Annotated in this window: 13 protein-coding genes; 3 read left to right on the top strand and 10 right to left on the bottom strand. The window is 40.2% G+C overall.

The window, feature by feature from the left end; all coding sequences use genetic code 11:
* Window positions 1-84: 84 nt before the first annotated feature.
* The 8 genes from fliJ to H5115_RS09270 all read right to left on the bottom strand — a co-directional run bounded on the left by fliJ (window position 85) and on the right by H5115_RS09270 (window position 8,527).
* A complete protein-coding gene (gene fliJ / locus H5115_RS09305) occupies window positions 85-531 on the bottom strand; it encodes a flagellar export protein FliJ (RefSeq protein WP_182754922.1) in 447 nt (148 codons plus the stop codon).
* The gene (gene fliI, locus H5115_RS09300) at window positions 531-1,865 is read right to left on the bottom strand and encodes a flagellar protein export ATPase FliI (RefSeq protein ID WP_182754920.1); all 1,335 of its coding nucleotides are present in this window, start codon (window positions 1,863-1,865) and stop codon (window positions 531-533) included. Before fliI ends, fliJ begins: the two co-directional genes overlap by 1 nt.
* 18 nt (window positions 1,866-1,883) lie before the next feature.
* Window positions 1,884-2,690, bottom strand: coding sequence for a flagellar assembly protein FliH (gene fliH, locus H5115_RS09295; RefSeq protein ID WP_182754918.1), 807 nt, complete (start codon window positions 2,688-2,690; stop codon window positions 1,884-1,886).
* A 3-nt stretch (window positions 2,691-2,693) separates the two neighbouring features.
* Window positions 2,694-3,734, bottom strand: a complete 1,041-nt coding sequence (gene fliG, locus H5115_RS09290; protein WP_007581881.1) for a flagellar motor switch protein FliG — start codon at window positions 3,732-3,734, stop codon at window positions 2,694-2,696.
* Entirely contained in the window at window positions 3,727-5,442 is a 1,716-nt protein-coding gene (fliF, locus tag H5115_RS09285; protein ID WP_039484629.1) for a flagellar basal-body MS-ring/collar protein FliF, read from the bottom strand. The genes fliG and fliF overlap by 8 nt, the downstream gene beginning before the upstream one ends.
* 20 nt (window positions 5,443-5,462) lie before the next feature.
* A complete protein-coding gene (gene fliE, locus H5115_RS09280; protein WP_039484631.1) occupies window positions 5,463-5,795 on the bottom strand; it encodes a flagellar hook-basal body complex protein FliE in 333 nt (110 codons plus the stop codon).
* A gap of 156 nt (window positions 5,796-5,951) precedes the next feature.
* On the bottom strand, window positions 5,952-7,418 hold the full coding sequence (locus H5115_RS09275) for a sigma-54 dependent transcriptional regulator (RefSeq protein WP_182754916.1): 1,467 nt from the start codon (window positions 7,416-7,418) through the stop codon (window positions 5,952-5,954).
* Window positions 7,415-8,527 (bottom strand): PAS domain-containing sensor histidine kinase, encoded by a 1,113-nt coding sequence (locus tag H5115_RS09270; RefSeq protein WP_007581877.1) that lies wholly within the window; start codon window positions 8,525-8,527, stop codon window positions 7,415-7,417. Before H5115_RS09270 ends, H5115_RS09275 begins: the two co-directional genes overlap by 4 nt.
* Before the next feature lie 132 nt (window positions 8,528-8,659).
* Here H5115_RS09270 and H5115_RS09265 point away from each other — a divergent pair, with 132 nt between their 5' ends.
* Window positions 8,660-9,253 carry a DNA-3-methyladenine glycosylase I gene (locus H5115_RS09265; protein WP_182754914.1) on the top strand — a complete coding sequence of 198 codons (594 nt, stop codon included), beginning with the start codon at window positions 8,660-8,662 and terminating at the stop codon, window positions 9,251-9,253.
* Between the two features lie 337 nt (window positions 9,254-9,590).
* Here the strand turns inward: H5115_RS09265 and H5115_RS09260 are convergent, their stop codons facing one another.
* The gene (locus H5115_RS09260) at window positions 9,591-11,027 is read right to left on the bottom strand and encodes a sigma-54-dependent Fis family transcriptional regulator (protein WP_182754912.1); all 1,437 of its coding nucleotides are present in this window, start codon (window positions 11,025-11,027) and stop codon (window positions 9,591-9,593) included.
* Between the two features lie 422 nt (window positions 11,028-11,449).
* On the opposite strand from H5115_RS09260, the gene fliS reads away from it, so the two are divergent.
* Together fliS and H5115_RS09250 are read left to right on the top strand one after the other, a co-directional pair.
* Window positions 11,450-11,851: a flagellar export chaperone FliS gene (fliS, locus tag H5115_RS09255; protein WP_024592736.1), complete on the top strand. Its 402-nt coding sequence runs from the start codon at window positions 11,450-11,452 to the stop codon at window positions 11,849-11,851.
* Window positions 11,852-11,859: 8 nt separating this feature from the next.
* The gene (locus H5115_RS09250) at window positions 11,860-12,174 is read left to right on the top strand and encodes a hypothetical protein (protein ID WP_182754910.1); all 315 of its coding nucleotides are present in this window, start codon (window positions 11,860-11,862) and stop codon (window positions 12,172-12,174) included.
* Window positions 12,175-12,270: 96 nt separating this feature from the next.
* On the opposite strand, the gene fliD is transcribed toward H5115_RS09250, so the two are convergent.
* On the bottom strand, window positions 12,271-13,710 hold the full coding sequence (fliD, locus tag H5115_RS09245) for a flagellar filament capping protein FliD (RefSeq protein ID WP_182754908.1): 1,440 nt from the start codon (window positions 13,708-13,710) through the stop codon (window positions 12,271-12,273).
* Window positions 13,711-13,753: the final 43 nt, after the last annotated feature.

Here is a 13,753-nt window from a genome sequence, read left to right as displayed (position 1 = left end):
ACCTAATACCATTACGGCAATATGCCACCGCATACCGCCAAAAGTTAAATACCACTAAGTAACAAAGCAATTAACGTGCCTGAATTACAAAGCTTTCCGACTTTGAAAAAATTGATTAGCTGAAAACTCATCTAACATTTTTTGCTCGTTTTTAGCCATTAACGCATTTGCTTTGAGTTTTTGATTCTCGATTAATTTGGCAACTGCTTTAGCTTTAATTTGCTGCTTAAGCCATAGCGTTTTACGTTGAGTAACAACTTGCTTAGCGGTATTTACTGTACTTGCTTGTTGGCGAATTGCCTCTTCAATTTTAGCTATAAAAGCATGGTACTGGCCAAATCCTGCACTAGATAAACCCGACTTACCTTTTAGGTGTAACTGCTGAGAGTATTCAAGTCTAAAGTTATTTAAACCTTGTAGCTTTTGTTGATTTGCTTGCAAATTTTGATTAGCTTGTAAGTAACTCATGCGCAAACTCTCTTCTTTATCATTTTCAATTTTGAGCAATAAATCGAGTTTATTTTTAGCCATTATGCTTGTCCTAGCAACTGAGCAAGTCCTTGCAGACCATCATCGTAACTAATGACATCTCGCATACCTTGTTGTAAAAATGCATTTACTCTTGGCATCATATTTATGGCTTGGTCGAGCATTTGATCGGTCCCTTTTTGATAAGCACCTAAAGTAATCATATCTTTGTTTTGTTGATACATTGAATAAACTTGCTTAAGTACACGGGCTTGTTGCATGTGTGGTTCAGAAACGACTTGAGGCATAACACGCGAAATCGATTTTTCTATATCTATGGCGGGATAGTGCCCGCTGTCTGCTAAATCACGCGATAATACGATGTGGCCATCTAAAATAGCTCGTGCTGCATCAGCAATAGGGTCTTGCATATCATCGCCTTCACTCAACACCGTAAAAAAGGCGGTAATTGAACCCTGCCCTTCACCGCCATTACCAGCACGTTCCACCAGCGCAGGTAATTTAGCAAACACCGAAGGCGGATAACCCTTTGTAGCAGGCGGCTCGCCTACAGCAAGTGCAATTTCACGTTGCGCCATTGCATAACGCGTTACCGAATCGAGTAACAATAATACATTTAAACCCTGATCTCTAAAATACTCTGCAATAGTTACCGCACTTTCACAGCCTTTTAAACGCATAAGCGGTGATGAATCAGCGGGCGCTGCAACAACAACTGAGCGTTTACGTCCCTCAACACCGAGTATTTCTTCAATAAATTCTTTTACTTCGCGGCCACGTTCACCGACTAAACCAACAACAATTACATCGGCTTCGCTGCCTCGGGTCATCATACCGAGAAGTACTGACTTACCCACACCTGAGCCTGCAAATAAGCCCATGCGCTGGCCTTGCCCTACTGTAATAACCGAGTTAATAGCACGCACACCTACATCCATAGGTTTACTAATAGGCCTTCTTGAAAGCGGGTTTATAGTATTTTGTGCAAACTTTAAATGATGCTCAGCATTAATTTTACCAAGGCCATCTAGCGGTCGTCCTAAGCCATCCACCACGCGGCCTAATAAACTCATCCCTACAGGTAAACCTAAGTTATTAACTTGAGGAATAACACGCGCACCAGGAAGTACACCAGAGATATGATCATTAGGCATCAAGTACAAAGTTTGATCGTTAAAACCGACTATTTCAGCGTCTACAAAGCCGTGCATAGTTTCTATTTTACATTGGCTACCAACGGGGGCACGTAAACCTCTAGCCTCAAGGGTAAGGCCAACAACACGCGTTAAAATACCTGCCACAGCAGGCGCTGGGGTTTTAATATGTTGTTGATATTGAGATAAGCGTTCGCTTAAAGGTGCACGTTGAGTTGACATAACACGCCAATAAAATAGTTAGATACCACTATTATGCAAAAAACTATCCAACGTTTCTTTGACACGTGTTTTAAGGGTCATGTCGAGTGACGATTGCGCTGTTCTAACTTCACAGCCACCGCGCTCAAGAGTGGGCTCTGCCATTAATTGCCAGTTATTATCAATAATGGTTTGTTCGCCGTAACTCTCTTTTATGAGCTCTAAATCTTCGGGGTTTAAATGAATTCGTACTTTTTCTTGCTCGGCATTAAGAGAATCTATACTTTGCTTTAACGTATGTAAAATCACATCTGGCGATGTTTTTACTTCTTGATAAATAACAGCTTCCGCTAACATGCTAGCAAGTTGTACTAATTGCTTTTCAGCTTGTTCATCTACTTTATCTAGCGGTGCAGTAAGTCCCTCTAAAATAGTTTTTAAACTTGTTAACTGCTCTTCAATTAATGGTTTTACGTCATCAAGGCCTTTTGTTTTACCTTGCTCTAAGCCTTCTTTGTAGCCTGCCTCTTTGCCTTCGCCAACGCCTTTTTCAAAACCGTCTATGTAGCCTTGCTCATGACCTTGCTTGAGGCCTTCTTCGTAGGCGTCTTGCCTAATGCGTTCAAGCTCAACCATAGTAAGCGCAGGCAATTCTGGTTCTTGTGGCTCATCAATTGGCATTTCTTCAGCTAATTCTTTTTTATACAGATCACTGAGCGGTGTGCCGTAAGCCGTAGAGCGATTGCCAAAGCTGCTCTCATCTGGTGCTACATCTGGAATAGCCCAGTTTTTTAATAATTCATCTGCTTCATCAGCCCGAAGTGTGCGCCCTTTGAGTTTGCTCATGGTTTACAAGAACTCCTCGCCACCGCCGCCGCCCAGCTGAATTTCACCTGAGTCAGATAAACGACGCGCTGTTGATAAAATCTCTTTTTGCGCCGCTTCTACCTCACTTATACGAACAGGTGCCATAGCTTCTAAATCATCAGCAAGCATTTCGGCTGCACGCTTAGACATATTGCCCAGTATTTTATCTTTAAGGGCATCGTCGGTGCCTTTAATTGCTTTCATTAATACGTCTTGTTGTACTTCTCGTAGGATTGCTTGAATACCACGGTCTTCAACATCCATTAAGTTTTCAAACACAAACATTAAGTCTTGAATTTGCTGCGACATCTCTTCGTCATGCTCACGAATAGAGTCCATCAACTGCCCTTCTACATTGGTATCTAGGTAGTTCATTATATCTGCAGCTGCTTTTAAGCCACCCATTTTAGCGGCTTGTGCACCTGCTTGGCCGGCAAATTGTTTTTCCATAATTTCGTTTAGCTCTTGCAGTGCTGCAGGCTGAACTTCTTCAAGGTTTGCAATACGCATTGTTAAATCTAAACGCACTTTTTCAGGGAACTGAGCAATAATCTCAGCTGACTGTTCTGGCTCTAAATACGATAATACAATGGTTTGAATTTGCGGATGCTCATTACGAATAATGTTTGCTACCTGCTTAGAGTCCATCCATTTTAATGAATCCAAGCCTTTAGCACCTGAGCCCATAACAATTTGGTCAATAAGGCTAGCGGCTTTGTCTTCACCAAGTGCTGCTGTAAGCGCTTTTTTAATAAAGTCTTCTGACTGAAAACCAATGGTACTAAAGCTTTGAATTTGTTCTATAAACAAGTTGTGTACAGCGCTAATTTTAGCTTGAGATAAATCCTGTAGCCCAGCCATCGCCATACCCACTTTTTGCACCTGTTTAGGTTCTAAGTGTTTAAGGATTTGCGCGGCATCTTCTTCTGATAAACTCAAAAGTAATATAGCAGCTTTATCTACCCCATCTAGCTTATCAACATCAAAGGCTGGCGGGAGTTGTTTTTGTTCTTGATCAGTCATCTTCTGTTAACCACGCTTTCACTACTTGTGATGATAGTTCTGGTTCGTTAGCTACAAGGGCACGAATTGCTTTGAGTAAATCTTCGTCGCCATGTAAATCCGGTAACTGCAGTGTACCATCACTTGAGAAACCAACCGAAGCAGAATCAAAGTCTTTATTTAGCATATCAAGTGTATTGTCGCCAATATCTACGCCTGAACTTAATGCATCTTCGTCGTATTCTTCTAGTGTATCGTCTGGGTAAATTAAGCGCTTAAGCATTGGTTTTACTACTGCCATTATCAATACAATGATAACTAAGGCTCCTAGTACAAGGCGGGCTATTTTCATAAACCAGTCTTGTTCCCACAGTGGCACTTCTATTGCTAAATTTGTTGCTTCACGTACAAACGGTACTGTTACTACTTCAAGTGCATCACCACGTTGCATATCAAAACCTACACCACCTTGTAGTAAGCGACGAATATTTGACAATGCCTCTACCGAGCGCGGGGCCATAGTTGTTTCGCCGTTTTCTCCCACTTTAGGGACGTAGTCAACAGCAACTGACACACTTATTCTGCGTATTACACCACTTTGCTGGCGCTTGTGAGAAATTGTTGTATCGAGTTCATAATTACGTGTTGCTTCTTTGTGGCTACGTGTTGGTGACGTAGCAGTACCTGCGCCGCCTTGTCCTGCAACTTCAGGGATGTTTGAGTTTAGCGGTGGTTGATTTGTAAGCGCACCAGGAATACCAACAGCTAAACCACCAATGTTATTTTCTTCAAATGTGGTTTCGCTTCTAACCGCTGGTAGGTCTGGGTTATAACGCTTTTGAGTTTCCTCAACTGAGCTAAAGTCCATGCTCAAATCAACTTGAGCTGTATAGTTTGCAAGCCCAACAACCGGTATTAAAATACTGTCTATTTTTTCAAGATACTCTTGTTCGCGCTTGCGTTCTAAATCGTATTCTTTACGAGAGCGTGCTGCTAATGAGCTTTGCGAACCTGAATTTAATAATCGACCATTTTGGTCAGTAACCGTAACACGTGCAGGCTCTAAGCCTTGTACTGCTGAAGCAATCATATCAACAACAGAGTCTACCTCTTCACGGTCAAGTGAGCGGCCACGCTTAAGTGTTAATACAACAGTAGCGGATGGTTTTTTCTCTCTGCGGGCAAATACGTTTTCTTTAGGGATGGCTAACAATACTTTGGCGCGAGTAATGTTATTTAGCTCTTCAATGGTGCGGGCAAGTTGTTGCTCGCGACCATGTTTTAAACGTTCACGCTCCAAGCGTTGGCTTACACCAAAGCCCATATCTTGCATAATTATGTCAGAGCCAGATGCAGGGCCTTGCTCTAACCCTTCGCGGGTCATTAGCAATTTAATGTTTTGGTATTCGCTTTCATCAACCGATACAACATTGCCATCAAGTTGGTATTCAATTTTTTGCGCATCTAAAAAGTCTAATGTTTGAATAAGTTCTTCTGTTTGCATTTTGCCTAACGGGCGCATATCTGGCTGACGAGCCCAAATAATAATAAAAATCGCGATAGCTAAACAAATAGCCAATGCTATAACCAATGTTACTTGGCGCAATACATCAACACCATTCAAAGCACTTAAGTAGCCTGACTTTTGTTCTTGTTGATCATCACCACCACTTTGGTCAATACCGCCACCAGCAAGTGCTAGGTCTGTAGATTGGTTAGATTGCGCCACAATAATTCTCCACTACCTAATTAAACAGGCATGTTCATGATTTCTTTATAAGCTTCAACAAGTTTATTACGAACCTGTACTGTAGCCTCAAAAGCAACTGACGATTTTTGAGAAGCAATCATCGCCTCAGCAAGGGATACACTTCGATCCCCCATCTCAACTGCTGTTACTTTTTGCGCGGCATCTTGTTGTAATCCGTGCACTGAATTTATTGCATCACTTAGCATGTCGCCAAATTGTGCTGTAGAAGTAGACTGCACCTGAGTTGGCAGTTTATTAGTTTGATTATTACGGCCGGCTTCTAAAGCCATTGATTGCATTTCTTGAAATACAGCACTGTTTTGAATTTTCATAATTTATCTCTGACACGCAGTGAACTCTTATAAGTAATAAAGCACAAAGCATGCCAAATAATTAATCATTAAAATACAATGGGTTAACTTTAATTTGTGTGAGTCAGAGTTTTGACAACCCTAAGCTCGCAGCGCAAACTTAGGGTTTATAGGAGGTTATGCAGGAAGTGAAATACCTAAATCGCGCATTTGCGCTAGTTTATAACGTAAAGTGCGTGGGCTTATGCCCAACGTTTCGGCAACGTCTTTACGCTTACCTTGGCAACGTGCAAGGGTTTCTAAAATAATACGATGCTCTTTGTCTTTAAGCTCATCTTTATAGCTACCGGTATCTGCCGCTAGTAAACCTTGCTTAGGCTCATCCTCGGCATGCGATTTTTCATCATAATATGCAGAGCTTAACGTGCTTTTGTCAACGCCTTTATCTGCGTGAGCTAATTCTGTTGGCGATACTGTTTGCGCTGGTGCCAATGATGGCTCCATAACAAAGTTATTAGATACTAAGTTTTCGATAAAAATAGCATGCTCGTTTATTGTGTTACCCGTGCGCAGTATAAGCGCACGCTGTATAACATTATCAAGCTCGCGCACATTACCAGGCCACGCGTGAGCCAGTAACTTTTGCTCAGCAGCTTTATCTAAATACGCCATAGGCTCTTTGCTTTTACTTATATGGCGCTCAATTAAATGCTTAGCCAATACAATAATATCGTCAGGGCGTTGGCACAATGGACGCCACATTAGTGGAAAAACATTAAGCCTGTAATATAAATCTTCTCTAAACTGATTATCTACCACAGCTTCTTTTAAATCACGATTACTGGTTGCCAAAATACGTACATCGAGCTGGATTGTTTTACGCCCCCCTAAACGCTCTACTTCACGCTCTTGCAGTACGCGTAAAAGTTTAGCTTGTAGCCCTAAGTCCATTTCAGTAATTTCATCAAGTAAAATAGTGCCTCCTTGTGCTTGCTCAAACTTACCCGGACATGCTTGAATCGCGCCCGTAAAAGCCCCTTTTTCGTAACCAAATAACGTGGCTTCGAGCATATTTTCAGGAATAGCCGCGCAGTTAATCGCTACAAATGGCTCATTACATCGGCTCGACTTATCATGAATATAACGCGCAAGTACTTCCTTACCTGAACCACTTGGACCAAGTACCATAACACTTGCATCAGAGCGTGCTACTTTACTTGCAAGCTCCAATAATTGAATACTAGTTGGGTCAGCAACAACGGGGCCGTCGGTTTCTTTTGCTTTTTCAGGCAAATAACGGCTCACCATATTTAACAGCACTTCAGGTGCAAATGGTTTTGCCATGTAGTCAATTGCACCTAGGCGCATGGCCTCTACCGCATCGTCAATTGTGGCATAGGCCGTCATCATCAATACAGGTAAATCAGGGTGGTTTAATTTAATACTGCGTAGTAAATCAAGTCCACTCATTGCGCCCATTTGCACATCGCTTACAACAAGCGAAAATTGATCTTTTTTAAGCAGTAACATTGCTTGCTCAGCACTGCTCGCTGCAACACATTCAATACCCGACATTTCAAGGGTATCTATTAAGGCTTCACGAAGCCCTGCGTCATCTTCGACAACTAAAATAGTGTTACTCATAATGACCCCTCTAATTTAGATGTTGCCTTAATAGGCAGTAACAAGCTAAAGCAGGCACCACCCTGCGTATTATTAGTCACATCAACACGGCCTTGGTGCGCACTAGCCACCGAACTCACTACAGCAAGCCCTAAACCTGTGCCCTGACTTTTTGTAGTAAAAAATGGTTCAAAAATTTTATCGCTTTGGCTTAAATCAACACCTGGGCCATTGTCGCTCACACTAATACGAACCATATCTAAATCTTTTAAATCTCTTTGTGCGCTAATTTTTACTTTTGCGCCACCGCCAATAACTTGAATACTATTGTGCACTAGATTTTGAATAGCACTGGCCAATGCCGTTTTATTACCAACTATTTGTATATCGGGTTCTGGTAAGCTTACATCCAGCTCACTTTCATTAAGTGCGACCATCGCATCGGCACCTGCTTTAACTTCGGTTAAAAGCTGCTGCATTGAAACTTGCTCAACAACTTGCTGATCGCCACTTTTAGCAAATAACAGCATGTCGTTTACTTGAGTTTCTAAATCTTTTAAACGCGACATTAACTTTGTTTGAAAATTATCACGAGATGCTTCGGGTAAGCGCTTAGACCCTAAATTAGCAGCGTACAGCATAGCGGCTGAGAGCGGCGTACGGACTTGATGCGCTAATGATGCAACCATTTTACCCAGCGCGCTTAATCGCTGCATATGTGCAACACGTTTTTGTAAGCGGCGGGTTTCGGTTAAATCCGTCATTAAAATAAGTTGCCCAGGCTCTGGTGCTAGAGCGGTAATATCAAGCTTTATTAGGCGCCCGTCCTTTAAAGACACTTCATGACCATCATCTTGATGTGGCCTAAAAGAGCGCTGAATAACATTAAACCAGCGTTCGCCTTCAAGTGGCTCGCCAAGCATATCAATCGCTATTTGATTCGCTTTTGCAATCAACCCTTTGCCATCAAGTACAACCACACCTGCTGGCATGGTATCAACCAAGTGCGAAAGCCAACTTGCTTGCTTGCGCAGATCGCTTAATTCACCAATGTACTCCTCTTGAAGTAAACATGGGTTATACTGATTTGCAGAAAAAAACTGTGGTTTTAGCACGCTAGCAAGGGCCATAATCAAATCTCGAATTGATGTAGATATATGTCCAAATGCACGATTTATACCAATATTTATTTACATACTTATCATTAAGTTACATCAATAATTTGAGCGACATAAAAATGACGCACACAAAAAGGAATAATAATGAGTGAGCAAATAAAGTGCCGTTGCCCGTGGCTCGACACCACTAAACCCGACTACGTTATTTACCATGATGAAGAATGGGGCGTCCCTCTTTATGATGATACAAAGCTGTTTGAATTTATCACTCTTGAATCAGCGCAAGCCGGCTTAAGCTGGTACACAATTTTAAAAAAGCGTAGCGGTTACAAAAAAGCATTTGCTAATTTTGATGTAGATAAAGTGGCACAATTCACACAAGATGACGTTGAGAGACTAATGCTTGATGAGGGAATTGTGCGCAATCGCTTAAAAATTGTGGCAACTGTTAACAACGCAAAGCGCTTTATAGAAATACAAAAAGAATTTGGAAGTTTTAGTAACTACCAATGGCAGTTTGTCGATAATAAACCGATTATAAGTAATTTGAATAATATTGAGGACTATCCTGCAATTACAGAGGCATCAACCGCATTTGCGAAAGATTTAAAAAAACGGGGTTTTAAGTTTTTAGGTCCTACAACGGTTTACGCTCATATGCAGGCCTGCGGTATGGTTAACGATCACAGTAATGATTGTTTTAGAAAAGAAGAAATCATTAAGGCTTTTAGTGAGTAAGTGATTTATAACTATAAAAGTGATTAGTTCACAAAGAGGTTAAGAGACGCTGCGCTTTAGAGAAGTAAAGCGTAAGTTGACTATGGTTTCTCATTTATCTTCGTTTTTCTCTTTGTGAAATAACGTTTTATTTAAATGATTAAAAGTCTTGTTTTTCACGCGAGCAAGTCTAGCGTCTACAACAAAAGTAAAAACCGTGTAGGTGCGAATTTACTTCGCGCTCTTGCTAATATTTTTAAGTAAAGTGCGGTATAAAACCGCACCTACAAAACGAGGGGTTATTTATCTACTGTGTTTGGCCAATTTATAACTAAACACTGACAGCTGCTTTTAAACCTTAATCTCTTGAAAGATTATACTTTTTCATTTTCTCAACGAGTGTTGTTCTGCGGACCCCTAATATCTCTGCAGCGCGAGCTACAACGTAATCATAGCGCTCTAACGCTTGGGTTATTAAGCTTATTTCGAGTTCGGCTAAATAATCTTTAAGTTCAATACCATCATCTGGCAATAGCCCACTACCCGTTTGGCTAAACTCAGCGTCTGGCTCACTTTCGTAATCACTAAAGCCTGTACTAAATATGTCGTTAAAGGCGTCTTTTTCCATTAACTCTTCAGGGTATTCTGGCTCGTAGGCTTCAACTTCAATGTAACGATATTTGTTAGGTAAATCAGGAATATCGACCACTTTGTCAGGGAACATAATAACCATACGCTCCACCAAATTAGCAAGCTCACGAATATTACCAGGCCAAGCATGTTCTTTTAAGCTCTCAACTGCGCGCTCTGTAAACTTAGCGGTAGAACCAGTCTGGTCGTTAACACGGCGCATTAACTCTTTTAAAAGCAGCGGAATATCATCAGCTCGTGCACTCAGCGATGGGTTTTCGATAGGAAATACATTTAAGCGGTAATATAAATCTTCCCTAAAACTACCTTCTTCAATCATTGTTTCAAGATTACGATGCGTGGCCGCAATAACGCGTACATCAGCTTGGATTGCCTTTGTACCACCAACACGTTCGTAGCTGCGTTCTTGCAATACTCGCAGCAACTTAACTTGCATTTGCAGTGGCATATCGCCTATTTCATCTAAAAATAGCGTCCCGCCTTGAGCTAGTTCAAAGCGCCCTTTACGAGCCGATATAGCACCAGTAAACGCGCCTTTTTCGTGGCCAAATAGTTCACTTTCGAGCAGCTCTGCCGGAATAGCACCACAGTTTACAGGTACAAACGGTCCATTAATGCGCTTTGAAAGCAGGTGTACATTACGGGCAACCACTTCTTTACCTGTGCCTGACTCGCCTAAAATTAAAACATTAGCATCGGTTTTTGCCACTTGTTCAATTAAAAAGCGAACATCTTTTACGGCCTCTGTTTCACCAACAAGTCCGTCAAAAGTTTTATGTGGTTTAGAATGCTTATGCTCATTTGGCAACATGCGCTGATACTGCTGGCAATCGTGAAGTAACTGCGTTGTCACTTCGTGATTAAATGGCTCGCAAATAAGCCCCACCACATTAGCTATACTTAATAGTGGTTTTAGCGTTTCGCCAATTAATAAAAACGGTAATGTTGGATAGCGTTTAATTAAGCTTTCGTGGTCAAGTGATTGCAACGCTCCTAAAATAATCATGCATTCTTGCTGCTGATATTTTTTGCATTCTTGTTCAAAGCAGTCTTCGCTTAATAGTTGTACAGCTTCACCAATAAAGCCAAGTGAAGCATTTAATCCTATTGCGCGGTTGTTATTATTATCTAAAATCAAGATCATATTTAGCGAGCCGTACTTTCACTAATTTGTATAATTAGTTAAATTGTAAGCCAGTTCAGCATGGATGCAAGTGATAGCGGCAGTTTTTTGACATAAACGCCAAAAAACAGGCGGGCTAGTTAAGTCAATCATACTTAATAGTTAATCATTAAGTATGGGTTATAGTTTTAACTTAGTTATTACCTAGCTATAACTTAGCTCTAAAAATTAATTTACTCGGCTATAAAAATGCTATTGTTAGTAAATAAACTCAATTATAAATTTAAGTTGAAGTTACTAATGCCGATATATAAATAAGTGAAAATGCTTGGCATTAATATTGCTTTGTTCTTGTAAAAGTATAAAAGCTTTATTAAATTTTTATGTAAGTTTTTACATCAACTTTCACATAATTTTATTGTTTTAAATTTTAGGATCATCCCATGGCTCATGTCTCAGTAAAAAAATACGGTCAAGTTCGTGCTAGCAGCATTGCCGAAATGGCCCCTTACGAACAAATAAACCTTATATTCAGTAATATTATCGGTCGCTTAGCAGCAACAAAAGGGTTTATTGAGCGCAAAGAAATACAAAAAAAAGGTGAAAACATTTCAGCCTGTGTTTTATTATTTGGTGCACTGCAAGACGCACTTAATTTAGAAGTAGAGCAAGACCCTAGTATTTCGAACAATTTATTGGCACTTTACGATTACTGCCAACGCCGTTTAACGCAAGCGAACATAAACAACGATATTGAAGCAATTGTGGAAGTATCAAGTATTGTTAAAGAAATTAAAGAAGGTTGGGATAACATCCCGCTAGATCAACGCAGCCCTGCGGTTTAATTTCAATTATGGACTCGCCAACATCTTCAGAGCAACTAACAAACAGCTCTGAGCTCATACAAACGTTGCTTAGTAAAATTGAAGTCTTAGTAAATGATGATAATGCAGATGAAGCTCAGCCTCTTTTAGACACTTTAAATGTTGAACTAAAGCAATGGTGCGAAAGCAGCGACGGCCCAAGCGCAAAGCAATTAGAATTAATTCAGCTTCGTATAAATACCATTTTAGTTAAAGCGAATAGTGCAAAAAACGAGTCATCTAAAGCTATTATTAAACATAAAAAATCAGGTAAGGCGATTAAAGCTTATAAAGCAAGTCGCTAAAATCTACTCAAATAGAAAACACAAAAAAACCGTTTTAAATAACGGTTTTTTTGTGCTTTCTTAATTTAGCTATTAATTTAATATTACATTTATCTACTAAGAGTTATCTCTTACTACGCCTGGCATATTCTCTAATTGAGCTTGAACATAACTGCTGGTGTTATTAAGGCTCGCCACTAATAAATCCATCGCATTATATTGAGCATATAATCGAGAAGATAGCGACTCCATTTTACTGGCAAGATCCAAGCGATCATCATCTAAATCATCAAGTTGGTTCGTTTTACTGTCTATTCGGTTTTGGATAATACCGTCAGAATCTGTATAAAAGCTCATTAGCTCATCGAAGGACTGAGCAAAACCACCTTCATCTTCATCTGTGCCAATAAAAAACTGTTGAACCAGATCTACATTAGAGTCTATTTGCTCATCCAATGTTTCTGTATTTAGGGTTAAAACACCGTAGCGATCTGTTTCAACACCTAATTGCGAAAGTGATAACGAATTACCATCACCTAAGTCAATTGACTCGGTGATTTCACTACGGAGCTTTGACATAACACCACGAAGTAGTGAGTCACCAGCCATTACTCCGGCTCCACTTTCGCCAGATGCACCTAAATTATTACTCAGCTCTAACAACTCATTGTAGCTACTGATAAAACTATTTAAACCTGTTTTAATATTATTATTATTTTCGGTAATTGATATGTCGCTTATGTCGTCGTCGGTATCGTGCGGTTTTTTAGCTGTTATATCCACGCCATCAATCACGTTACTAAATTCATTAGTGTTGCTTGATACCGTCAACGTACCATCAATTGTTATTTGTGCATTTTGAGCAGCGTTAACTTGTGTTAAATTAGTTGTGTGGTTAGCAGGGTCTGCGTCTGATACATCATAAGCTAATCGAGATAACCCGCCTGTATCAGTATTAGTACCGTCATCGTCTTGTACGGTAATTGTAATTGCGTTGTCTTCGCCAGTTTCTTTACTTGTAAGTACTAAATGCTGACCGGTATCACTGGTTATTATAGTTGCAACAACAGAATCATTACTATCACTGCCAGTAAAAGGGCCGTTATTAATTTGGTCTCGTAAATCTTCTAACGTATTTGTAGCCGATAAAACAGTAGAAAAACTATTTGCACCAGAACCGATTGTAATTACGCCAGCTCCAATTGCCTCGTCAGCGGCAAATGCAGGGGAAGATAATTTATGAGCTTGTGCTAATGCGTCTACTTTTACGTTGTAGCTACCAGGCTGAGCGTCTTTATCTGAGCTAATTGATATAAAATCATCATTGCCAGATGCAGTTCGCTTTTGGTAGTTATCACTATCACCCAGTGCTTCCATTGAAGTTTGTACTTTTTCAAGTGCTGACTTAAGTGCACCAACAGCAGAAATATCCGTAGTTAATTTACTTTCAGTAGTATTTAAACGAGCTTCAGCAGGTGCTTGTTCAGCATTAACTAGTGCATCAACAATATCTGACACTGCTAACCCAGAACCTAAACCATTAAATGTAATAGACATACTTCACCTCTTAAATACTCAAAAATAAACTAACTTAGTATTA

Origin of the sequence: Pseudoalteromonas sp. SR44-2 (genome assembly GCF_014163745.1) — a bacterium.
GTDB classification, from domain to species: domain Bacteria; phylum Pseudomonadota; class Gammaproteobacteria; order Enterobacterales; family Alteromonadaceae; genus Pseudoalteromonas; species Pseudoalteromonas distincta.
Note: the sequence above shows the minus strand (reverse complement) of the source record. Positions and strands in the feature narration are given on the sequence as shown.

Bases quoted from the DNA above. Each gene is read 5' to 3' on its own strand.
- fliE (WP_039484631.1), bottom strand. From the start codon at position 5,795: ATGAAAATTCAAAACAGTGCTGTATTTCAAGAAATGCAATCAATGGCT.
- H5115_RS09260 (WP_182754912.1), bottom strand. From the start codon at position 11,027: ATGATCTTGATTTTAGATAATAATAACAACCGCGCAATAGGATTAAAT.
- fliJ (WP_182754922.1), bottom strand. From the start codon at position 531: ATGGCTAAAAATAAACTCGATTTATTGCTCAAAATTGAAAATGATAAA.
- fliD (WP_182754908.1), bottom strand. From the start codon at position 13,710: ATGTCTATTACATTTAATGGTTTAGGTTCTGGGTTAGCAGTGTCAGAT.
- H5115_RS09265 (WP_182754914.1), top strand. From the start codon at position 8,660: ATGAGTGAGCAAATAAAGTGCCGTTGCCCGTGGCTCGACACCACTAAA.
- fliS (WP_024592736.1), top strand. From the start codon at position 11,450: ATGGCTCATGTCTCAGTAAAAAAATACGGTCAAGTTCGTGCTAGCAGC.
- fliH (WP_182754918.1), bottom strand. From the start codon at position 2,690: ATGAGCAAACTCAAAGGGCGCACACTTCGGGCTGATGAAGCAGATGAA.
- H5115_RS09275 (WP_182754916.1), bottom strand. From the start codon at position 7,418: ATGAGTAACACTATTTTAGTTGTCGAAGATGACGCAGGGCTTCGTGAA.
- H5115_RS09270 (WP_007581877.1), bottom strand. From the start codon at position 8,527: ATGGCCCTTGCTAGCGTGCTAAAACCACAGTTTTTTTCTGCAAATCAG.
- fliG (WP_007581881.1), bottom strand. From the start codon at position 3,734: ATGACTGATCAAGAACAAAAACAACTCCCGCCAGCCTTTGATGTTGAT.
- H5115_RS09250 (WP_182754910.1), top strand. From the start codon at position 11,860: ATGGACTCGCCAACATCTTCAGAGCAACTAACAAACAGCTCTGAGCTC.
- fliI (WP_182754920.1), bottom strand. From the start codon at position 1,865: ATGTCAACTCAACGTGCACCTTTAAGCGAACGCTTATCTCAATATCAA.